Source organism: Chondromyces apiculatus DSM 436, assembly GCF_000601485.1.
Classification (GTDB): domain Bacteria; phylum Myxococcota_A; class Polyangia; order Polyangiales; family Polyangiaceae; genus Chondromyces; species Chondromyces apiculatus.
In genome coordinates this window covers 18,840-40,331 of the sequence record NZ_ASRX01000022.1, presented here as the reverse complement: position 1 = coordinate 40,331, position 21,492 = coordinate 18,840, and the positions used below count along the sequence as shown (strand labels likewise).

15 protein-coding genes are annotated in these 21,492 nt (G+C 70.0%); 6 read left to right on the top strand and 9 right to left on the bottom strand.

Annotated features, from left to right (window positions below; translation table 11 throughout):
• The first annotated feature begins 85 nt into the window (after positions 1-85).
• From rpoN to CAP_RS16090, 3 genes are read left to right on the top strand one after another with little or no spacing between them, the layout of a single operon-like run.
• Positions 86-1,609 (top strand): RNA polymerase factor sigma-54, encoded by a 1,524-nt coding sequence (gene rpoN, locus CAP_RS16100; protein WP_044241560.1) that lies wholly within the window; start codon positions 86-88, stop codon positions 1,607-1,609.
• Positions 1,610-1,629: 20 nt separating this feature from the next.
• Positions 1,630-2,574 carry a hypothetical protein gene (locus CAP_RS16095; protein ID WP_044241558.1) on the top strand — a complete coding sequence of 315 codons (945 nt, stop codon included), beginning with the start codon at positions 1,630-1,632 and terminating at the stop codon, positions 2,572-2,574.
• A gap of 45 nt (positions 2,575-2,619) precedes the next feature.
• Positions 2,620-3,714: a hypothetical protein gene (locus tag CAP_RS16090; protein ID WP_044241557.1), complete on the top strand. Its 1,095-nt coding sequence runs from the start codon at positions 2,620-2,622 to the stop codon at positions 3,712-3,714.
• Between the two features lie 9 nt (positions 3,715-3,723).
• On the opposite strand, the gene CAP_RS44735 is transcribed toward CAP_RS16090, so the two are convergent.
• Positions 3,724-4,464 (bottom strand): hypothetical protein, encoded by a 741-nt coding sequence (locus CAP_RS44735; RefSeq protein WP_052375368.1) that lies wholly within the window; start codon positions 4,462-4,464, stop codon positions 3,724-3,726.
• Between the two features lie 306 nt (positions 4,465-4,770).
• Here CAP_RS44735 and CAP_RS16080 point away from each other — a divergent pair, with 306 nt between their 5' ends.
• Entirely contained in the window at positions 4,771-5,346 is a 576-nt protein-coding gene (locus tag CAP_RS16080) for a hypothetical protein (RefSeq protein ID WP_231511509.1), read from the top strand.
• Positions 5,347-5,477: 131 nt separating this feature from the next.
• Here the strand turns inward: CAP_RS16080 and CAP_RS16075 are convergent, their stop codons facing one another.
• The 3 genes from CAP_RS16075 to CAP_RS16065 all read right to left on the bottom strand — a co-directional run bounded on the left by CAP_RS16075 (position 5,478) and on the right by CAP_RS16065 (position 12,409).
• Positions 5,478-6,932 carry a cyclic nucleotide-binding domain-containing protein gene (locus CAP_RS16075; RefSeq protein WP_044241555.1) on the bottom strand — a complete coding sequence of 485 codons (1,455 nt, stop codon included), beginning with the start codon at positions 6,930-6,932 and terminating at the stop codon, positions 5,478-5,480.
• 14 nt (positions 6,933-6,946) lie between these two features.
• Positions 6,947-10,951 (bottom strand): DUF4215 domain-containing protein, encoded by a 4,005-nt coding sequence (locus CAP_RS16070; RefSeq protein WP_052375367.1) that lies wholly within the window; start codon positions 10,949-10,951, stop codon positions 6,947-6,949.
• A 75-nt stretch (positions 10,952-11,026) separates the two neighbouring features.
• Positions 11,027-12,409, bottom strand: a complete 1,383-nt coding sequence (locus CAP_RS16065; protein ID WP_052375366.1) for a hypothetical protein — start codon at positions 12,407-12,409, stop codon at positions 11,027-11,029.
• Between the two features lie 143 nt (positions 12,410-12,552).
• On the opposite strand from CAP_RS16065, the gene CAP_RS16060 reads away from it, so the two are divergent.
• Positions 12,553-14,430, top strand: a complete 1,878-nt coding sequence (locus CAP_RS16060; protein WP_052375365.1) for a DUF8728 domain-containing protein — start codon at positions 12,553-12,555, stop codon at positions 14,428-14,430.
• Between the two features lie 54 nt (positions 14,431-14,484).
• Here the strand turns inward: CAP_RS16060 and CAP_RS16055 are convergent, their stop codons facing one another.
• Positions 14,485-15,279: a BtpA/SgcQ family protein gene (locus CAP_RS16055; protein ID WP_044241553.1), complete on the bottom strand. Its 795-nt coding sequence runs from the start codon at positions 15,277-15,279 to the stop codon at positions 14,485-14,487.
• Positions 15,280-15,388: 109 nt separating this feature from the next.
• On the opposite strand from CAP_RS16055, the gene CAP_RS16050 reads away from it, so the two are divergent.
• Positions 15,389-16,159, top strand: a complete 771-nt coding sequence (locus CAP_RS16050; RefSeq protein ID WP_044241551.1) for a hypothetical protein — start codon at positions 15,389-15,391, stop codon at positions 16,157-16,159.
• Positions 16,160-16,510: 351 nt separating this feature from the next.
• Here the strand turns inward: CAP_RS16050 and CAP_RS16045 are convergent, their stop codons facing one another.
• From CAP_RS16045 to CAP_RS16030, 4 genes are all read right to left on the bottom strand, one after another.
• A complete protein-coding gene (locus tag CAP_RS16045; RefSeq protein WP_044241549.1) occupies positions 16,511-17,074 on the bottom strand; it encodes a PH domain-containing protein in 564 nt (187 codons plus the stop codon).
• 46 nt (positions 17,075-17,120) lie between these two features.
• Positions 17,121-18,431 (bottom strand): pyridoxal phosphate-dependent aminotransferase, encoded by a 1,311-nt coding sequence (locus CAP_RS16040; RefSeq protein WP_052375364.1) that lies wholly within the window; start codon positions 18,429-18,431, stop codon positions 17,121-17,123.
• 54 nt (positions 18,432-18,485) lie between these two features.
• Positions 18,486-19,865 carry an HTTM domain-containing protein gene (locus CAP_RS44730; RefSeq protein ID WP_156040857.1) on the bottom strand — a complete coding sequence of 460 codons (1,380 nt, stop codon included), beginning with the start codon at positions 19,863-19,865 and terminating at the stop codon, positions 18,486-18,488.
• 71 nt (positions 19,866-19,936) lie between these two features.
• Entirely contained in the window at positions 19,937-21,373 is a 1,437-nt protein-coding gene (locus CAP_RS16030; protein ID WP_231511508.1) for a L,D-transpeptidase, read from the bottom strand.
• Between the last annotated feature and the right edge of the window lie 119 nt (positions 21,374-21,492).

The following is a 21,492-nucleotide window of genomic DNA, read 5'->3' as shown; positions in this document are numbered from 1 at the left end:
ATGGCACGAACTTCGCTCATAGCCCCGCCCCCTAGGCCCAGGTGGGTCGGGCTGCGCAGCGCGAACTGAAGGGGAGGAGCTCGTCATGGGCATGGAGATGAAGCTCCAGTTCAAGCTGTCCCAGCAGCTGGTGATGACACCGCAGCTGGTACAAGCGATCCGGCTGCTGCAGCTCTCGCGGCTTGAGCTGGTCGATGAGATCAGGAAGGAGCTCGACGGCAACCCGGTCTTGGCCGACGACGGGACGGACCCGAAGCCCAAGGAGAAGGCGGTCGTCACCGATACGCCGACCACGGTCGCGGATTTCTCCGCGGATGGCCGGCTCGACGCCGAGGGTGAACGCTTCGAGCGCTCGGACACTGCACTCAGGGACGCAGAGCGGCGCGCGAAGGAGACCGACTGGGAGCAGTTCCTCGAGAACCGGCAGCTCCAGCAGGCCCTGCCGACGTCGCGCGGTGGCTTCGAGGAGATGCCGCCCATCGAGCAGAACCTCACCAAGGCCAGCTCGCTGCAGGACCACCTGATGTGGCAGCTCCAGCTCAGCGACTTCGTCGACAACGAGCGGATGTTCGCCCTGTTCGTGATCGGCAACCTGGACGAGCGCGGCTACCTGGACCTGAAGGGCGGAGAGGGGGCGGACGGCACCAAGGGGCCCGACATGACCGTCGCCGACCTTGCCCAGGAGGCAGGGCTGAACCCCGAGGACGCCGAGGAGGTGCTGGCGATGATCCAGCGCTTCGATCCCATCGGCGTGGCGGCGCGCGATCTCTCCGAGTGTCTCCGCGTGCAGGCCGAGGTCCTCGGGTACGACGTCATCGAGCTGTCGATCATCAAGGACCACCTCCACAACGTGGAGCGGCGCAACTTCGGGGCCATCGCCAAGGCCCTCAAGATCTCGCTCGAAGAGGTGTACGAGTCGGTCCAGGAGATCCAGAAGCTCGAGAGCGTCCCGGCGAGGAACTTCGCCGAGGTCGACGAGAAGACGATCTCCATCACGCCCGACGTCTACGTGATCAAGGACGGCGACCAGTTCGTGGTCACCGACAACGACAAGGGGCTGCAGAGGCTCTACATCAACGAGAACCTCGCCCAGAAGATGCTGAAGGACCCGAAGGCGAAGGAGTTCATCAGCGAGAAGCTGCGCAGCGCGCAGTGGCTGATCCGCGCCATCGAGCAGCGGCGACGCACCATCATCAAGGTGACCGAGTGCATCGTCGAGAAGCAGCGCGAGTTCCTGGAGCGCGGCGTCGCCTACCTGAAGCCGATGATCCTGCGCGACGTCGCGGAGTCGGTGGGGATGCACGAGTCGACCATCTCCCGCGTCACCTCGAACAAGTACGTGCACACGCCGCAGGGGCTGTTCGAGCTGAAGTACTTCTTCAACTCCTCCATCCACCGCGTCTCCGACGAGGACATCGCCTCGGAGAGCGTGAAGCAGGCGATCAAGAAGATCATCGCCGCCGAGGACAAGGGCAACCCGCACAGCGATCAGGCGATCGTCAAGATCCTCGAGGATCAGGACGGCATCCGCATCGCGCGGCGCACGGTCGCGAAATACCGCGAGATGCTCGGGATCCTCAGCTCCTCAAAGCGCAAGAAGATGTTCTGAGCCCACCGCGGGCCCGCTCCATGACCAGCGCTCCGTTCACGCCCGCTGCGCTCTTCGAGCGCTTCTTCGCGCCCCTCTACCCACCGGACGCGCTCGCGGATCTCGCCCGGGCCCGCGCCACCGACGCGAACCCCGCCGGGAACCCTGCCCTCCTGGCCCAGCTCGACGAGGCCGCCGCGATCTTCGCCCGGCTCGCGCCCGCGGCGCTCGCCACCCCGGACCTCGCGCTCGATTTCTCCGATGCCTCTGTGCACCGGCTCGCCGCAGCGCTGACCCGGGAGCGGCGAGATCGGTGGCTCGAACCCCCTGAGCCGGATCAACCGCCGCTGCTGGTGACGCTGGTGATCCACGGCGCGCTCTACGTGGGCGCGTGCGTGGTGAAGAACCACGGAGGACGCTGGCAAGTGCGGCGGCCGCTCTGGGAGTCCCAGGTCCGGCTCGACTCGCGCGCGGGCACGGCGGATCTCGCGCTCTTTCACTGGTGGCTGAAGGCGCTCTCCGACGACGAGATCGATCGCGGGCGGCTCGCCGACCGTTACCGGACGCACGTGGAGATCCCGACCTTCGAGCCAGAGCGGCTCGCCGTCATCGCGCCACCGGACCGGCGGCTGCCGCGGCTCGCCAAGGTCCGCTACGACCTGCTCTACAAGCACCTGCGCGCACACCTCCCCGAGCTTCGTAGCGTGGGCGACGATTTTCCGTCCCCCGAGCGCTTCGACGAGATGGGCTTTCGCTGGCTGGATTTCACGCTTCTCGGGGGAGGACGCATGCTCCTCATCCACGGCCCCGGGAACCAAGGCGTGCACCTGTTCTGGCTGGACGTGAGCGGGTTCGTCCAGGCAGCGTTCTACCCGGCCGACAGCTTCCCCGAGCACCTGGTGCAGACCGAGGGCGACCTGCTGCGGGTCATCGTCTCCATCGACGGGCAGCCCCAGACACACGAGATGCTCTGGTGGGGAACCTAGCGGTTCCTCTGGCGCCCGCTGCTTTCCCGACGCTAGGCTCCGCGCGTGCTCGCGCCCGACGTCCGCTTCGAGGGGTTCACGGCGACCGACTGGCTCCGCGTACTTTCGCTGTTCCAGCCGAGGCAAGCCCCCGACGCCGAGCGCTCCCGCCTCCGACCACCGGGCGGCGTGGTTGCCATCCATGCTGAAGGGCGCCTGCGCAAGCTCGTCCACACCCAGGCGGGCCGGCTGCAGATCGAGGAGCCCGAGGTCCCCACCCCTGCTCCCGAGACGAGCACGGAGCAGCTCGCGCCCCTCCAGCCGCGCTCCCCCCTCTCTGCCGAGAGCCTGGCCGAGCGCCACCACGCCACCTGGGCGCTCTCTCTGGAGATGGGGACGCTCGAAGCGATCATGGAGCAGTTCGGAGCCCAGGCGCGCCGCGGCGATGACCTCACCGCGCAGGCGCTCCTCCTCGTGCAGCTCGCCCTCAAGGAGCACCAAGACGGGAAGATCGACATCTGGCCGCGGCTCCCCGGCGTGCCCATGCCGACGCAGGGGAAGGTGGTGCGGGGGACCCTCGATGTTGTGTGCCCCGTCGGCAAGACCATGTTGCTCGGCCTCTTCGAGAAGGGTGAGCTGTGGACCTGCATCGCGCTCCGCCGCGGCTCGCGTGGATTCAACCTCATCCTCGGGCCCGACGAGATCCGCGAGGACATGGGACTGCTCGCCGGGGACTGGCGCCGTGATTACCGGCATCTCGGCCGCGCCGTCGAGCACCGCGCTGGCCCGCTCTCACTCGGGTGCTTCGCGGAGGCCAGCACCTTCCGCAGCCTGGAGGTGGACCCGAGCCCCGGGGCCTGGGCACGCGCCGTCACCGTGCGCGACGTCATCCTCTCGCCGGTCACGCCGGTCCTCGGCATCCCTCTCGGCATCGACGCCGGGCGCGCCGCCGTGGCCGCCCTCCGGACCGTCGCCGAGCGCGTCGACCCCACGGGTGTCGTGGCGGGAGCCTGGGAGCGGAGCTGGCTCCGGCAGCACACCCCGCCCATGTCGGAGGCCATGCGCTCGGCGCTGGAGTGGAGCCGCCGCGAGGACGTGGCAGCCGTCCTCGGCTTCCATCCCCTCGATCTCTTGCGCCGGCTGCTCAGCCGCGAGCGCTGACCGCGGGGTTCACTGCGGCAGGGAGGCGGTCTTGCCCTTGCCGGCGAGCGGGGGACGTCGCTCCAGCAGCTCGGCCGCAGCCGCCCTCACCTGCCGCGGCACGTCCGGCGCCGCCGCGACCTGCAGAAGCTCCGGCCGGATGAGGAGCCGCACGAGAGGCACCGCGATCTCCGGGGGCGAGCCGGGGTTCTGCACCAGCGCCATGCGCACCCGCGACCGCTGCGACCACCGGGGGTGGCGCGCGATCTCGACGCTCACCTCGGTGGCAACGGGGCGACGCGCAGCCATGCGGATGACGTCGTCCTCCGTCACTCGGGGGTTGCCGAGGAGGTTCCGGATCACCAGGGGATGCGGGTCGCGCATCAGCGCGTCCAGCGCCGCGCGGCTCGGGCGTCGGGCCAGTGCCCGCCGCTCCCCCAGGGTGAGCACCCGGCCCGAGCGCGATGTGGCGAGCAGCCGCTCGTCCGTCGACGACCGCTCCCGCACCTCGGGGCTGCTCCGGGGCCGGCGCAGCAGCCTCCCAAGCGGGAGCAGCGCCTCGGCCGACGCGATGGCCCGCAGCGCATCGAACCGCTCGACCAGGGTGACGTCGGTCAGCGTCGGCATCACCGCCCCCAGGATTTCCCGTGCCACAGGATCGGCCTGCTCTGCCGCTCCACAGACCGTATCGAGGGCCTGCGCCAGCTCCTCGGCCTGGGTATCGAGCACGTCTCGCCGCAGCACGGCCACCCGGAGCTCCACTTCCTTCACGGCAGACGCAGCGTGCCTCCACCGCCGGACCAGGCTTCTGGCAATGCTCCCCATCCTTCAACAGTAGCGCAGGCCGGCGCTACGACGAGCGCCGAACGGCATGGACGAGCTGGCGTGAGGGAGTATCCTCGCCACCCTCACGGTGGAACCCGCAAGCCCCACAGGTGCTCTCCACCCCTCACGATCCCCGGTCGACGCTCCGTTAGGGGCAGCCACACTGCCCAGGGTGCTGACGCCACACGGGCTGCGGCTGAAGACTGGTCCGCAGCATCAGGATAGTTTTATGCTCCGTCAGCAGCGGCTCCCATGAAGATCAAGGGCTCGGCCCTCATCCATACCCGCAATTATCTCAACAAGAGCTGGGGCTCCGAGCTGACCACGGCGCTCATGGCCAAACTGCCACCTTCTTCCCGGGAGATCTTCGGTTCGGATCGTCTGACGAGCTTCGGGTGGTATCCCGTGTCGGTCTGGAACGCCGTGGTCGACGAGGCGGCGCGCTGGCCCGGCAAGAGCGGCGCGGGCATCGTCCGCGACATTGCCCAGTACGTCTCCCAGCAGGACCTGACCCTCGCCCACAAGGTCCTCCTCAAGCTCGGCACGCCGGCCCTGGTGATGCGCCAGGGGAGCGTCTTCTGGAGCACGTACTTCAACGGGGGCGACCTCATCGCCCACCAGATCAGTGACCGGCGCTTCCGCATGGTCCTGCACCTCGGCACCGATCCGGCCAACGATCCTGGCCGGCTCACGTGCCGGGAAGCCGTTACCGGCTGGCAGGAGAACGCGATCCGCCTCTCCGGAGGCTACGGCGGCCAGAGCATCCACGTGAAGTGCCGCTTCGAGCGGCACCCGGTGTGCGAGTACGACGTGAGCTGGTCCCGCTGAGCGAGACGCTCAGGTCCCGCTGAGCGAGGCGTTCAGGTCGCGCTCACGTTGCGCTCACGTTGCGCTCACGTTGCGTTCACGTTGCGTTCACGTTGCGTTCACGTTGCGTTCACGTTGCGTTCACGTTGCGTTCACGTTCGTTGAGCGACGGCGAACAGGTTCACACCCGCGTCCTCGGCGCGCACGGTGAGCGGCGAGCCCTGGAACTTCGAGCGCGCGAACATGGCGCGCATGTCGTCCGCCGTCCGGTGGATCAGCTCCCACTCGACGACATGATCCATGAACGCCTTGTTCGGGTTCGAGCTCTCGAAGTTGCCGATCACCGCCATCCCGCCCGGGAGCAGGCGGTCGTAGATCCAGTTGATCATCTTCACCACCAGCTCCTCGCGCAGGTAGTCGGTGAGGCCGATGCTGTAGATGAGGTGCTGCGGTTGCAGCATCGTGTTCCCGCGCCCGTGCGCCAGCCGCACCACGTTGTCCTGGGTGAAGCTGAAGTGCTCTTTCACGGAGAGCACGTCGGCGATCCCGGCCGCGTAGGTGAGCGCCTGGTTGTCGATGTCGATGCACGTCGCCTTCAGGTCCGGCTGCGGCTGCGCCGAGAACAGGTCGAACAGCTCCCGCGCGGGGCCGCTCGCGAGGCTCGTCACCGAGAGCGTGGTCCCCTGGTGCGTGTTCAGCGCTTCCCGGATGACGCCGCTCAGCACCCCGCGCCGGTTCTTCACCGCCTGACACGCGGCGATGTCGAGCGCCCAGCGATCGATGAAGCGGCCGAGCCGCCCGTCGCCGGCTGGCTCGTCGTTGTAGATCATCTCGATCGTGAAGAAGTCCCCGGCGTACCCGCGCGGCTTCATGTACGCCCGCTCGAGCAGGCGGCTCAGCATGAAGAACGAGAAGGTCTCCCGGAAGACGTACGCGCCGATCCCCTTCTCCAGGTGACGGTCGGCCACGATCTGATCGCGCAGCCGGCTCATCATGCTCGTGCACGCGGCGCTGACCTTGGTCTGGATCTCGGCCTCGCCCACCTTGCTGTCCTTCACCAGGCGGTCGGCGCCCATCATCTCCGTCTTGAACTCCTCGACGGCGTCCACCAGCTTCGGCGGCAGGTCGCTCGTGCCGCCCTGACCGGTGCGCACGCCGTGGAAGCGCTTGACCTGCGGCACGTCCTCCACGAGGAGCGGAGGCAGCATGGCGGTGTTCTCGCGCAGCCGCTTCGCGAGCATCACCGCCAGCGACTGGTAGAAGCGCGCCGCGAGCCCCGGGACCGATCCCAGCAGCGAGTGCACGTAGGGGCCCTCGATGATGTCGACCTCGGCCTCCTCGCGCGCGACCACCGACGCACTCGCGGCCGCGCTCTCCAGGAACGACACCTCACCGAACACCGCGCCAGGCCCGAGCTGCCGGATGCCGACGCCTCGCCCCAGGTGAGCGACCTCGACGCCGGCGAGGCCGCTCTTGATCACGAACACGGCCTGACGCCGCGACCCTTCTTCGAGGATCAGCTCACCGGGCTTGTACCGTGTCCGGACCGCGCGCTCGAGGAGGAGCCGCTCGTCATCCTGGGTGAGGAACTCGAACCCTACGCTCATCGTCTCTCTCGCAATCAGGGCACGTTGGCTGCCCCGGGCGTGATGGTAGCCGAGAACGTCCAGTCCGAGGCCGCGTTGTCGGTGTCGGTTCCATCCGGCATCCGGCACAACGACCCCGCCGCGGTGTTGCTGTCGGCCACCGCCGGCGGCAGCACGGTCCCCTCGACGAGGCTGACCGACCCCACGTTGGGGATGTTCACTGCGGTGATGCTCCCCTCGTAGGAGAGCGCGTCCACGAGCGTCCCCGCGACAGTATTCACCAGCGCGACGCCGTCGGGCGCGCCGTTCTGGATCTTGTCGGTCTGCGCACCCGTGAAGTTGATCTTGAGCGCGGTCGCCGGGACCGTCACCGCCGTGCTGCCCACCACGAGGTACTGCCCCGGCTGCAGCGTGCCGGCCGGCGCGAGGCTCACCGTGGTGTACACGCTGTTGTTCGAGCCGTTGACCAGCACCAGGGAGTACGGCGTCAGGTCGATCGGCGCCGAGGTGCCGTTGTAGATCTCGACGAACTCTGCGCCATCGGCGCCGACCTGGTCGTAGTCCACCTCGTTGATCACCAGGCCGCCCACCGACGCCACCACGGTGATGGCGGACGAGAACGTCATCGCGTCCAGGCTCGCCGTCACCGTGACCGACGGCTCCACCCCGCCATCGACGTAGTCGAAGGTCGCCACCACCTGACCCGCGGGTACCATCACCGTCGCGGGGACCGTCCCGGCCCCGGCCGGCGTCACCGTCACCGGCACCGCGATCCCGCCCGCCGGAGCCGGCAGGTCCAGGGTGATCTGCAGGGTCACCGACCCGCCCGGAGCCACCGACGCCGTGGGCGGCGTCAGCGAGGTCAGCATGGGCTGGTCGGAGGGACCGAGCACCCGCACGTCAGCCGTGAGCGACACCGCGCCGAGCGTCGCGGTCAGGGTCACCATCGGCGAGACGCTCACCCCGTCCACCAGCACCACCGCGGTGGTCGACCCGGCGGGGACGACCACTCCACCGCCCACCACGACCACGGCGGGGTTCGCCGAGGTCACCGTCACCGGCGTGTCCGTGGTGGGCGCGTGCGACAGCGTCACCGTGAGCGGCATCGGCGTGGTCGGTACGCCCATGTCGCCCTGGTACACGTACGAGAGCTGCGGACCGAAGCCCACGAGCGAAGGCGCGCCGCGCACCAGGTCGTCCGGGCCGCGCACCTCGATCTTGAAGGCGCTGTTGCGGTAGTTGAGGATCCCGCGGATCGCCGTGAAGCTCTCGCCCACCGTCGGGAACGGGGTCACCAGGTACAGCAGATCGTTCACCCGCAGGTTCCCGGTGACGATGAACTCGTTGTACATCGTGTCGAGCCCCGTCACGGCGACGTCGTGCACCTCGACGAGCACGCCTTCGAGTGCCTGCGCCGTCGCGCCGGAGGCGAGCGCCGCGGGCGTCTGCACGACCGGCGCCGGCAATGCTTCGTTCATCGAGGCCTGGACCGCCACCGTCGGCGACCCGAGCTGGATCTGGCCGAAGTAGTCGGTCACCACGCCGCTCGTGATCGACACCCGGTCGCCCACCGCGACCCCGGTCGCGCCGCCGAACACGTAGAGGCCCGAGCGCTCCGGGCCCATGTAGCCGGTGTCGCCCGGCTTCACCTGCACGAAGAACCCGCTGTTGTTGCGGGCAGTCACGAGCACGTTGTTCAGCGCCACGGTCGCACCGATGGGCGCGGTGCCGCTCTTGATGTCGTAGATGGTGACCGGGCACCCCGCGCCTGCCGGGTTCGCCACCGTCGGGCAGAGATCGCAGGCGTCACCCCTGCCGTCGCCGTCCTGGTCCGCTTGATCGGGGTTCGGCTCGGTCGGGCAGTTGTCGGAGGCGTTCGGGATCCCGTCGCCGTCGGAGTCGTCCGGGTTCGGGGGCGTGCACGCCGTCGTGCCCGCGTCGATCGGGCACACGTCGCAGGCGTCGCCCTGTCCGTCGCTGTCGTGATCCGCCTGGGCACCGCCGTCCAGGGGGCGCACCGGGTTGAACACCGTCGGGCAGTTGTCGTCTGCGTCGGGCACCCCGTCGCCGTCGGTGTCCGTGGGCGAGGCCTCCCCCGAGTACCTGCTCGACCCGTTCACCGAGGCGCTCGTCGCGTTGCGCTGCGGGGTGCAGAGCGGTTCGCGCTCGGGCACGTCGCAGAAGAACGCCGGGTAGATCGAAGCGCCGGCGCTCGTCTGGAGCGCCTCGTACGAGAGCTGGATGTCGCCCGAGAGGCACACCTGCTTGGCAGAGCCGCAGACGTCGAGGGCGTCACAGGTCCCGCTCCCGCCGACGGCCGAGATCACGGCCGCGTCGCCGTAGAGCGCCTTGCCGCCGCGGAGCACCAGGGTCACATCCTCGGGCTCGGCGTCGATGATGGCGCGGTGGTTCTGCCGCACCCGGCCGTCGAAGATGGCGATGTCGCCGACCTTGCCGACGGCGAGCACGCCAAGGACGTCGTCGGTCCCGGTGACGGCCGCCGCGTTGGAGGTGACCATCCTCCACAGCGCCTCGTCGCTGAAGAACTTGCCGTAGTAGGTCTGGTTCAAGCTGTCGGCGCAGCGCAGCTCACGCAGCAGGTTCATCGAGCCGGTCGGCATCCAGTCGGTGCCGAGGGCGATCTGCACGCCGAGCCGGGCCGCGGCGGTCACCACCGCCGTGTCACCGTAGAGGGTGATGTTCGAGCGCGGCGACCAGATCAGCGAGGTCCCGTTCGCGGCCATCGCCGCGTAGTCGGCCGCCACCAGGCCCACGCCGTGGATGAACGCGCTCTGCGGCTGGACCAGGTTGTTGGGGTCCGTGTTCAGGCAGATGAACTCGTTGCGCGCCGAGGTCTCGATGCCCTCCGCCACGTGCGGGAGGTACGCCGACTCTCCGGCGATGTCCGCCTCGCTGACGATGTCGGGGTAGTTGCAGCCCGAGGTCCGCTCCACCCCGCTGGTGTCGCCGAGCGGGAAGGTGTCGAACTGGGCCTGCGCGTGGTTCAACCCCTCCTGGGCCGCCCGGTCCAGGTTGCGCAGGAGCCCCGTCGCGCTCCCCGAGCCGACGGTCGAGGTCGCGCCGCCCATCAGGAACCGCAGCTCGCCCCAGCGGATCTGGTTCGCGCTCGCGTTGCCGGGCGTGTTGAGCTCGGTGTGGCCGTTGTTGCCCCGGCGCCAGTCGTGCCGGTGCTCGTACCGCTCGTCGGTGGGCGTGTACGGCCAGTTCTGGGTGTAGGTGATGTGATCGTGGGGATTGATCAGGCCCGGCGACACGACGCCGCTCGGGCAGGTGATGCGCGTCGCGCCGTCCGGCTCGTCGCAGTCGCAACCCACGCAGGTGATCATCCCGGCCGCGTCGACGACCACCCGGCCCCCGACGTACACAACCCCCGGCGTCAGCACCCGGCCGCGGATGAACCGCTGCGCGTCACCCGTGCCCACCTCGCACACCGCGCCGTCCGGAAGGGGCACGAGTTCCTCGCACACCACCTCCGTCGCCGGCGAGTGCGTGCAGTCGGACTCGCAGCCGTCGCCGTCCTCCGTGTTGTTGTCGTCGCACTCCTCACCGAGGTCCAGCACGCCGTCGCCGCAGACGGCCGGCCCCTCGTTCTGGCACGTCGCCGAGCAACCGTCGCCCGACGCGGCGTTGCTGTCGTCGCACTCCTCGCCCTCCTCGACCGTCCCGTTGCCGCACACCGTCACGATCTCGTCGATCTGACAGGTCGGCGAACACCCGTCGCCAGCCACGGTGTTGCTGTCGTCGCACTCCTCGCCCGGCCCGATGTTTCCATCTCCGCAGCGCGCCGTCTCGCTCGCGCAGGTGGCCGAACAGCCGTCCCCGGAGTTGGTGTTGCCGTCGTCACACTGTTCGACAGCGTCGAGGCGACCATCCCCGCATGCGCCCGTCGAGCTACAGCTACAGCCGCTGAAGAACAGCGTCCCCAGCAGGGTCAGCCAGAGCAGAAGGAGAGGAGGGGTAGAAGGCGAGACCGGAGCCGTGGGGCGTGCGGCGAGGCTCCGAGGAGGACCAGAACGCATGTTGGCACTCTAGGCGAACTCCCCGATCCCAGGATGACCGAATTGCGCCGTGATGCGGTTTGACGCGCAATGACTTCAGGGCGTGACGCGCCTGTCACGAGCCTCCGGTGAGCGACGTCGCCGACGCGCCGCCATGACGCCCCCCAGCATCAGGATCAACGCGCCTGTTCCCCAGGACCGCACGCCCGATCCTGCAGCGCGGCAACTGCAGCTCGTCTCGTCGCGCGGGCCGCCGAGCGGAGGCGCCGTCCCCCCGCCGGTCGTGGAAAAACCACCGCCCGAGGGTCCGCTGCCACTCACCGACGTCCCGCCTCCTTCCCCTCCCGGGTCTTCACCGGGCGTACAGCCCTCCGCGGCTGCCTGCATCGCCTCCGCGGCTGCCTTCTCGTCGCCTGTCTCACTGACGAGCCCGTAATACAGATCCGACGGCGGGATGTCGCGGTAGAGGGACCAGCTCGCCGACGCCACGTCGTCGCGCGAGGCCAGCGCGTCGAAGGTCGTGCTCAGGTTCGCTGCCTGGAGGTCCTCACCTACGGTCAACGAGGACCAGCCCACCTCCGTGATGGCGAACGACGAGGCATCGGTGCGCGCCGCCACGATCGTCCGGATCGCGTCGAGGTGGTCCGAGATCGTCCCCTCGTCGACCTGGGTGGCCTGGGCCAGGTAAAGCTGCACGCCGAGGAGATCCCAGGGGTAGCGCCGCCCGGTGTCCGCCTCGAGATCGTCCCACATCGGCTGGGCATAGAGCTCGTCGAGGTAAGTCTCCGCCGTGTAGAAGGGTCCCCCGTCATCCGTCGCGAGCCCCCCGGCCGTGAGCGAGACGGCGCCCACGTCCACGAGCACCCGGGTCCGCAGGTACACCTCGCTCATCATCCGCCCGAACACCCGGGGCAGCAGGTAGGTGCAGCCAGCCCCTTGCGGGTTGGTCAGGTAGTCCGGGCTCGTCCAGCAGTTCGGGCCGCCCCACACCTCCCAGCGGGACACGCGGGTGGCGAACCGCTCCACGAGCCCTGCCGAGGTGGTCGCGAACGCTTCGACGAAGGCGTTGTTGCCGTCGCCATCGGCGTCGTCGTTCCACGCCGCCTGCGTGGTCGGCACCACGAGCGTCCCGAGCACGCCGACGGGCCTGAGCCCCGCCGCCTCCATGATGTCGAAGAGGGCGTCGTACCCGGCGAGCTGCGCGTCATCGAAGATGCCTCCGGCGCCTGCGACCATCTCGACGCGCACGGCGCCCACGCCGGTGCTGGCGACCTCCGTGGCGAGCGCCGCATCGAGAGGCAGTGGCGCAGCGACGCCATAGAACCCGCACGGCACACCGGGCGCTGCGTGCGCGAGCGACACGGCGCACACCACCGCCGCGACCCCCAGGGCGCGGACCGCAGCAGCGGCGCACCGCCGGGCCGAGAGGGCCGCGGACCCCACACCACCTGCCCCACGCGCCCCGAGGTCCTGCTTCATGGCTCGACGCTACCACCGGCGAGACCACCCCGGCGAATCTCCGGCTGCCACCGGGCGTGCCCTCCGTCCTCTGCCAGCGCCCCTCGTGCCGGCGTCCCTCGTGCCAGCGTACGCACCTGCCGAGCTGTGATACGAGCCGGGTCGTGTCCGAGCCGCGCGAACCGGTCCCCGAGGCCGGCGAACCCCAGGTCCAACTGCCTGCCACCTCCTTCGGCGCATGGCTGCGCGGAGCCCCACTGCCCGAGCGCTGGCACCTGGTCCTCGGCCTCATCCTGCCCCTCACGGTCCTCCTCCTGAACGTCGCGCGCCTCAGCCCGTTCACGATCGACGACGCGTACATTTCCTACCGCTACGCCCGCAACTTCGCGCGTGGCCTGGGCCTCGTCTACAACGCGGGCGAGCAGATCGAGGGCTACACCAACTTCCTCTGGACCATCCTGCTCGCCGCCGGCGTGCGGGTCGGCTTCGACCCGGATGTCGTCGCCAAGGTCCTCGGCGCCGCAGCCGCCTGCGGCACCCTCTGGATCACCTACCTCCTCGAACGGCGCCTCCTGCCCCTGCGCAGCATCCCTTGCCTCGCCCCGTGGCTCCTCGCGAGTTCCATCGCGCAGGCGGGATACGCAGTCTTCGGACTGGAGACCTCCCTCTTCATCTTCCTCGTCCTCGCAGGTACCGAGCTGCTCTTTCGCGAGAGCGACCGCGAGCACGCCGCCAGGGGCATGGACGACGCCGACGCCGGCGCCCAGGGCGAAGCCCGCGCGCAGCCCGGCACGCTCCGACGCCGCCTCGGCGCATTCCCCTTTTCGGGCCTCCTCTTCGGGCTCGCCGGCCTGACGCGCCCCGAGGCGCCGATGTTCCTCGGCATCCCCATGCTCTTCCTCGGGCTGCGCTTCTTCGGGGTGCAGAACCTCCTGCGCGGCGCGCTGTTCGTCCTGCCTGTGGGGCTGCACATGCTCTGGCGCCACGGCTACTACGGCACCTGGCTCCCCAACACGCTCAGCGCCAAGACCGGCAACCTCACCGCGCAGCTCCACGGCGGCGTGCGCTACCTGTCCGCCTACGCCGCGCACGCTTGGCCCGCGCTCGCGCTCGCGCTCTACGGGTTCTGTCTGGCGATCATGCTCCGTCACCGCCGCGCCCTCTGCCTCGGCGCCGTGGCCCTCGCCGTGCTCGGCTACGTCCTCCTGGTCGGCGGTGACTGGATGCCGGGGCACCGCTTCGTCGCGCCCTTCGAGCCGTACGCCTTCGCGCTGGCCGGCATGGGCGGGCGGGCGATCCTCGACGCCACGCTCACCTGGACGGCGCAGCTACGACACGCGACACACGCGACGCACGCCACGAAGGAGCGGCGCTCGACGCTCTCGGCCGCCATGCCCTTCGCCGTGCTCTTTCTCGCGTCCGCCGCGCTGGTCGGCACCGGCGCCCACCGCAGCATCTCCCTCGGCCGCGCCAGCCGGCGCATCCTGCACGACGACAAGGTGTTCTGGGACAGCGCCGCCGGCGGCGTCGCCGCCTGGTTCGAGAAGAACGGACAGCCGGGCGAGATCGGGGTCGGCGACATCGGGTACATCGGCTACGCGACCGACTACCCCATCCTCGACCTGCTCGGCCTCGTCGACCCGGTGATCTCGCGGCTCCCCGGCGGGTACACCCAGAAGATCGGCGACGGCTACGTGAGGCGCGTCTTCGACAAGATGCCCCGCTACTTCGTCTTCGTCGGCAGCGCGGACACCTGCGACAAGCTCCCCTTCCCGGCGCAGGAGAAGCTGCGCCGCGACCGCCGCTTCCAGCGGGCGTACCAGGTCGCCGGCCGCGTCCGACACAGCAAGGGTGGGTACTGGTGCATCTTCGAGCGCCCCGATCTCACCAGGCACCGCGCCTCCCTGCCCACGATCCCCGCTGCACCCGCGCCTGAGGCAGCTCCCGCAGCGCCCGGTGCGCCTACGCCCGCGGCTCCTGCTGCACCCGCTCCCGAGACCACGCCCACGCCGACCCCTGACACCGCCGACACCGAACTCTGACGCACCCCCCCGTGCTGGCTCGACGCCCGCCCTGACGGCGCGTCGCGCGCCCGCTCATCCGGTCCGCCACACCTTCCTGAACGCTTCCACGAAGCGCGCAGCGGTGACGGCATCCACGGGATCACCCGCGCGCCCGCTCGCCCTCAGGCAGGAGCCCACGATCACCCCGTGGGCTCCGCGGAACGAGGGCAACGAGGTCTCCGTCACCCCGCTCGCGATCAGCACGGGCACGTGCACCGCGGCGTGCACCGTTTCGAGGTGCTCGCGGGCAGCGGCCCGCCCCGTCCCTGTGCCCGTCACCAGGATCGCGTCGGCGAGGCCACGACCCGCGGTCTCCTCGGCCTCCTCGCCGAGAGGGCGCGGGGTCAGGGGCGCCGAGTGCTTCACGTCGACGTCACAGAGCAGGCGCACGGCGGAAGCCTGCAACTCGCGACGGAGCCGCAGCGTCTCGTGGGCCCGCCCTTGCACCATCCCCTGATCCGTGATCCGGGCGCCCACGTGGACGTTCACCCGGATCATGCTGGCGCCGCAGGCCACGGCCACCGCGAGGGCAGCCTCGGCGTCGTTGCGCAGGACGTTCACGCCGAGTGCCACCGTCGGCGCCGCCGCCCGCGCCGTCATCGCGGCCGCCGTCATCGCGGCCACCGTCACCGGCGGGACGCGCTCCGGGAAGAAGGGGGCGTCCCCGAAGTTCTCCAGGATGATGCCCTCGAAGCCCGCAGCTTCCAGGGCCCGCGCATCGGCCGCGGTCTGGTCGAGGATCGCCTGCAGGCTCCCTCCGAAGCGAGGGCTGCCGGGAAGCGGGGGGAGGTGGATGACGCCGATGAGCGAAGGGAGGGCTTCGTGCATGGTGGGGCCGCGCAGCCTACTCCGTCAGCCCGACGCCGCGCATCCCTCCTGCCTGGTCCTCGTCGACCGCGCCCCTCCCCCAGCCCGACTCTGCTAGCCTCGCGGCCCCATGCCCTGGCTCTGGTACGTCGCGCCGATCGTGGTGATCGTCCTCTACTTCCTCACCGGCCTCCCCGGCAGGCACGAGCGGCGGCGGGACCGCGAGGTCGCCCGCTTCCGCGAGCTGATGCGGCCCGAGGAGCCTGGCGAGATCGATGGCCCCCAGCCCACGCGGCAGATCCCCGCCGAGCTATCGCGCCTGCTCGAGGGCCTCGGCGGCGGTCCGATGCTCTCCGCCTTCGAGCTGCACCACAAGCTGGCGTACGTCGCGATCATGGGCCCCGACTTCCACAACAGCAGCGAGTACCAGGTGGTGCTCGCGCGGCTCGACAGGAAGGCGCCGTCCTTTCGCGTGAGCCCGCTGGCCCTCATCGACGGGCAGCGCGTCCCCAACACGGGCATCAAGCTCAAGAAGGACGCGTCGTTCACCGACAGCTTCCAGATCGACGGCACCGAGGCGAAGCGCGTCTCGAAGTGGCTCACCAGCCGCGTGCGCGACAGCCTCCGCGATCTGCCCTACGCCTGGCTCGTGGTGGACCAGACGACGATGGCGCTCGCCATCCATGGCCCGGTCGACGCGGACCGTCTCTACGCGCTGATCACGGCCGCCGACAGCATCTTCGCCGAGCACGGCGCCGAGGGCGGACCGTCACTCTTCTTCGATGACGACGACGACGATGAGAACGGCGCCGAGGGCGACGAGGAGGACGAGGCGACAGAGGACGAGGCGCCCCGTTCAGGCGGCAAGTCGTCGGTGCGCACGGCAGGGCGAGCCACCTGACGGCTGCGGCCGCCGACGCAGGCGGTTGCCCTCGCGATTGTGCTCTCCCCGAAACCCACCGAGTTCGCAGACAAAAAAAAGCACGCTGCAAGCCTCAGGGGGGGGGAATGAGGTCAGGCAGCGTGCGAGTAAGCGCGCCGCGCAGGCCTCGGGGGGGGGATCGAGGTCTCCGCGCAGCGCTGGCTCCCCTTATTGCACTCCCCGTGCCACCCTTTGCTTCCTGAATTCGATGGGTTGCAAGGAGGGGTCACGGCCCCTGTTCACATCTGAACTGCACGGCTGAAAAGCCGCAAGCATGTCCCTCGTGACACGGCCGGGCGCTGCGGGACGGCCCTGATCACAACGCCCCGTTCACTCCACGAGGCCGACCACCCTCTGCTGCCTTGATAGCTCTGCTGCGCCCTTCAGCGCCTCGAAGATGTCCCGCGAGGCCGGGAGGCCGCGGAGCACGAGCTCCGGATCGGTGGTGTCCTTGGTGAAGACGCGGATCTGGGCGACGCCGAGGAGCCGCTCCATGAACGTCTGCTGCATGTCCAGGTCCTGCACGCGCCAGAGCTGCAGGGTCTCGACGCGACGTGACAGGAGACCCGCCTCGTAGTCGATGGTGCGGTCGGTGATCTTGTAATGGATGCTCTTTCGCTTCCAGTGGAGCACGGCCATCCAGATCAGGCCGACGACCACCAGCGACAGGATGCCCGCCGCCACGTACGACCAGAACCACGCCTTCCAGCTCGGTGTGCCCTCGTAGACGACGCGCGGGGCTCCGAGCGCGGTCGAGGCGCCGTGACCACCGCCGGCTTGCACCAGGGCGTTGCCGGCGGGGGCACCGCTGGAGCCATCGAGCATGCTGCCGCAGAACCGGCACTTGATCGCGGCGTCCTGGATCGACTCCGCACAGAAAGGACAGGGCTTCACCCGGGGGAGCGTACCACCAGTGTGCGCAGTGCAGGCGGCGGGCCGCTCAGCGCTTGGCGCCGACGAGCAGCTCGCGCAGGCGGGGCATCACCCCCTCGATGGTCGCCGTCGAGACCGCGCCGACGGAGAGGCGGAACCAGCCCGTGTCTTCCTTCAGGCCGAAGGCCTGGAAGGGGACGGCCGCGAGGCCTGCGCCTTCGAGCAGCACGCGCCGGATATCCTCGTTGCTCTGGAGAGCGCGCCCACGCACCGTGGCGCCCACCAGGTCGAAGCGCACGGAGAGGTAAATCGCGCCCTGCGGCGCGATGGCGTCGACCGGCAAGCCCTCGCTCTTCATGGCCTTGAAACCGTTGAAGAGAGCATCGAGGCGCTCGCGGACGCGCTGCTTCATCGGCTCCTGGAAGGCGCGGATCGCCTCGGGGCGGTCGAGCAGCGTCGCCGTGGCGATCTGCTCTGCCTTGGGGGCCCAGGCCCCGATGTGGCCGAGGATGTCTGCCATCCTGCGCCGCACAGCGGGCGGCATGAAGCCCCAGCCGACGCGCAGGCCAGTGGCGCAGAAGGACTTGGAGATGGCATCGAGCAGGATGGTGTAGGGGGCGACTTCAGGCACCAGCGAGACCGGAGTCGCGTGCGTCGCCTCGCCGAAGGTGAGCGCCCAGTAGACCTGGTCGAAGATGAGGTAGACGGGGCGCTCACCGTCGCGTGCGCGGCGGGTGTTCTCCTCGACGACCAGCTCGGCGATGCGGCGCATCTCGGCCGGATCCATCACCGTGCCGGTGGGGTTGAGCGGCGAGTTCAGGAGCACCGTCCGCGCCTCGCCGATGAGGGGGCGCAGGAGGTCGGCAGTCGGAAAGAAGTTCGTCCCGGCGTTCACCGGCAGCGGGACGGGGCGCGCGCCGGAGAGGTACGCGTAGTGGTTGTTGTTCCACGAGGGCACCGGGTACACCGCGGCGTCACCCGGGTCGATCAGCGTCCGGTACGTGGCGTAGAGCAAGGGGCGCGCGCCGCTCGCGACGAGCACCGCGTCCACCGGATAGCGGAGGCCGAGCTCGCGCTCATAGTAGCGCACCAGCGCCTCGCGCAGCGGCAGCACGCCGTCGGAGGGAGGGTAGTTGGTCTGCCCGTCATCGAGCGCGGCGCGGGTCCCCTCCACCAGCTCGCGCGGAACCTGGAACTGCGCCGGATCGAAGTCGCCCACGGTCAGGTTGCACACGTCCGCCCCCCGCGCTTTCATCGCGCGGATCTCGGCAGCGATCTTCAGGATCTCCGAGCCGATGACGCCCCGTGCGAGCGCAGACAGGCCGGCATCGACGACCTCGGCGTCGCCGAGCGGGGGAGTGACGGGTGAGGTGCTCATGCCCGGTCTATAGCCCGAACCGCACCCGCGGGCTCCACCAATTCCGGAGCCGGATCACGGCAGCGAGAGGTCGGGAGAACCTGCAGGTTCTGCTGCGCAGAGAATGATTTCGAGAGGCGGAGGAGGAGGAACATCGGCGTCATCACCGCAGAAGTGAAGGCACGAGAAGGTGATCTCGATGCGCTGCAGCAACTGCTCGCGGCAGAGGCTCGACGCGAGCAGATGGCGCATCGACGCGCTGCGTGCCAGCGCCCCCATGTAGCCGTGCCAGCGCAGGTTCAGGTAACGCCGCGCGTCAGCCCGAGGCGCGCCTTCAGTCAGCAGCAGAATGTCTGCGCCATCCGTGCGCACGCCGCGCACGGTGAACCACCCGCTCGGCTCGCGCAGGTCGATGTACATGGACCATCCCTGATCGAGGCCGAGCCAGCCCAGCGCGGCGACGACGCGGGGAGGGAGCTGGGCGGGCGGCCAGGTGCTTCCGAGGCTGGTGGCGAACGAGCACGTGGCGAGGAGGATGCAGAGCGCCTCGCGCCAGCGCGCTGGAGCCGCAGCGCGCACGCGGGGTACGGCCGGGACGCGCAGGCGATCCCAGAAGCACGAGGGAAGGAGCGCCAGGAGGCCAACGGCAGAGACTGCGGGGAAGATGCCCACCTCCAGGCAGAGGGCGATACCAGCGTGCAGCGCCAGCAGGGCAAAGACGCCGAAGGCGCGCAGCGCACCGGCACGCAGAGGCGCGAGCAGGAGGACCAACGGCCCCGCGATCTCCAGGGCGAGCACGCTCCAGGTGAGGCCCGCGAGGAGCGTCGGGTGCGCGCGCAAAGCCTCGCCCCAGCGCGATACCGAGACGTCCTGGAGCGCGAGGCCCAGGGCTGTGCCATCGCGCCAGGCGGGGCTCTCGCGCAGCTTGAGGAGACCTGCGCACAGGTGAACGAGGGTCACCTGCGCAACGAGGGCCGCAGTCCCCACCGAGACCAGGGGCAAGGCCGCGGTGCCACGCAAGGAGACCGCGCGCGCACCGCGGCCGTCGAGCGGCGCGAAGGCGCACCACAGGAGCAGGAGCGCGAGGAGCTGATCTCCTCCCGAGAGGAGCGCGGGATTTCTGTGCTGGAGGGAGATGGCCAGCAGCCACGAGAGAAACGCGGCAAGGCGCGGCCACACGCCGGCAACGAGGGCGGCAGCGAAGAGCCCCGCGAGCACGAAGAGGGTGAGGACGCCCGTCGACGCACCGAAGGCGAGGTGGAGCGAGAGCGGCGGGAGAGTGGCCTCCGGATCGAGGAGCGCCGCGCGCGGCAGCACGCCGGTGTCCGTGTAGAAGCGATCGAGGTCCGCAGCGCGCGCGGCGAGGTCGGCGAGGGTGAGGGCGCCGAGGCCGACCCGCAGCGCGGTGAGGCTGCGGGGGTCGAGGGCGAAGCGCCCGCGGACTGCTGCGCACACGCGGCGCACACGGCGCACACGGCGCACGCGGCACATGCGCGTGAGCCGCGCGACGGAGGCTCGGACCGGAGTCACATCGCGCTGACGATCACCGGCGTGGACGGGCCGTTACCCCCGCCGGGACGCATCGCGCCCCAGCCCTCGGGCAAGGTGGGATCGGTCCAGCGGAAGAGCCAGTTGCCATCGAGCGCCGAGACGTTGACGCACTCCGCGCTCTTGGGATTGCCGAAGTCCTCGTGCCAGTAAGCAACGTGCATGGCGAGCGGCGCCTTGAGGTACTGGATGGCGGGGACGTCCGTGAACCACAGGACCTTCGGCTCACCGTACTTCTCGTTCGACATGGTGGCCGCGCGCTCTTTCCATTCGATGGGGAAGAAGCCCATGGCCGTCGTGGCGTATCGGGTGTGGTCGAGCCCGGGCACGGGGACGCCGCCCTTGCCGGGAGAGAACAGCGTCGCGTAGACGGGGCGGGTGCCTTCGTAGGCGGTGAGGGTCCCGGGGAGGATCTTGACCTCGACCCACTTGCCACCTGGGCTCACGCCGCGCGGGACCTCGGCGCGCGCCCGGCTCACGGTGACATCGGCTTCCTCCACGAGCACGCCGGGCTCATTGCGCAGCTCGAAGAAGATGCGCTTGCCGATGACGACCCGCGCCTCGTGGATGGCCACGGGAGACTTGCCGGGGATCGTGCCGGCCTCCACCAGGTCCTGACCCTCGCCGCGGCGGTACTTGGGCCGGGGGTGGTGGGTGCGGTTCCAGGCGAGCGGGAGTTCCAGGCCCTTGCCCAGCGTGACGCCCTTGAACTGGGAACGCTTCACGGCGCGCACCCGGTCGGCGGGCACGATCATCAGGTCGGGGGTGAGCAGCCAGACGCGCCCCCCGGCCTCGAAGGCCTCGGCGTAAGCCAGCATCGAGCCGTTGGGAATGGTCCGCCACACCAGGGTCTTCGGGTTGCGCAGACCGCTGCCGACCTTGCGCCCGTGCTCCTCGAAGATGTCGGTGGGGAAGGGGTGGGTGGCCGGGATCGGCTCGGTGGAGAGCAGCTCTTCGTGGCCGCGGGACCACTCGGCGAGCTGGACGAAGGAGCCGGGAGGCCCGAGCCTCTGCTCGGCTTTCTCCTGCTCCTCGGCCGTGGGGAGGCGGCTGTACATGGGGGCGCCGTTGGAGAAGGCGTACGCATAGGGCCACACAGCCTCGGGATCGGGACTCCTCCGGTTCAGCGCCACGAAGGTGGGGTCCGCGAGGTCCCGGGTGGTGCGGTAGTCGAGGCAGGCGTAGCCGCGCGGCGCAACGCGGTAGAAGCCGCGGGGGCAGCCCGGTCCGGGGACGGCCTCGTCGGACAGGAGGGGGACGCTGGTGCCGAGGCGGATGTAGCCAAGGGCGAGTCCCTCCTTGGCGGCCTTCCGATAGATGTAGGCGAAATGATCGATCGCGCCGAGGCGAGGGCGGGCGTCCACGGCGGCTGCAGGCTCGGCCTGCGGGGTGGAAGCAGGCGCCGAGGGTGCCAAGGTCAGCGGAGGCGCCGAAGGCACCAAGGCGGCACCCGCCGCTGAGAGAGGAGACGCGGCCGCTGCCTGGAGGGCTGGCGCACCTTCCGCGGGCCCGGGGCTCACCAGAGCCTGAGGAG